The organism is Affinundibacterium seohonense (genome assembly GCF_014284305.1).
Taxonomy (GTDB): Bacteria; Pseudomonadota; Gammaproteobacteria; order Burkholderiales; family Burkholderiaceae_D; genus Undibacterium; species Undibacterium seohonense.
On record NZ_JACOFW010000101.1, the window covers coordinates 1 to 373 of the forward strand.

General features: G+C 49.9%; 1 pseudogene. It reads left to right on the forward strand.

Annotated features, from left to right (window positions below):
- Window positions 1-373, forward strand: a pseudogene (locus H8K52_RS20735) (IS5/IS1182 family transposase); the annotation flags it as partial.

Genomic DNA, 373 nt, shown 5'->3' on the forward strand with positions numbered 1-373 from the left:
TCGTTGAACAAGCGATTGGACATGGACTTATTGGTGGACGTGTCTTTTACAGCGATAGCACCCATCTCAAAGCCTCGGCAAATAAGAATGGCTATGATATTCATCAAGTCGCGCAAAAGCCCGTGCACTATCTAGAAGAACTTAATAGCGCGATTGATGCCGACCGTTTGGCGCATGGTAAAAAACCACTCTCGCATCAAGACGACGATGAAGAGCCGCCAACGAAAGAAATCAAAATCAGTCCGGTCGATCCCGATGCGGGCTACATGGTTCGTGATGGCAAGCCAACGGGATTCTTCTACCTCGATCATCGCACCGTCGATGGCGTCCATTCCCTCATCACCGATACCCACGTTACACCAGCCAATGTCCA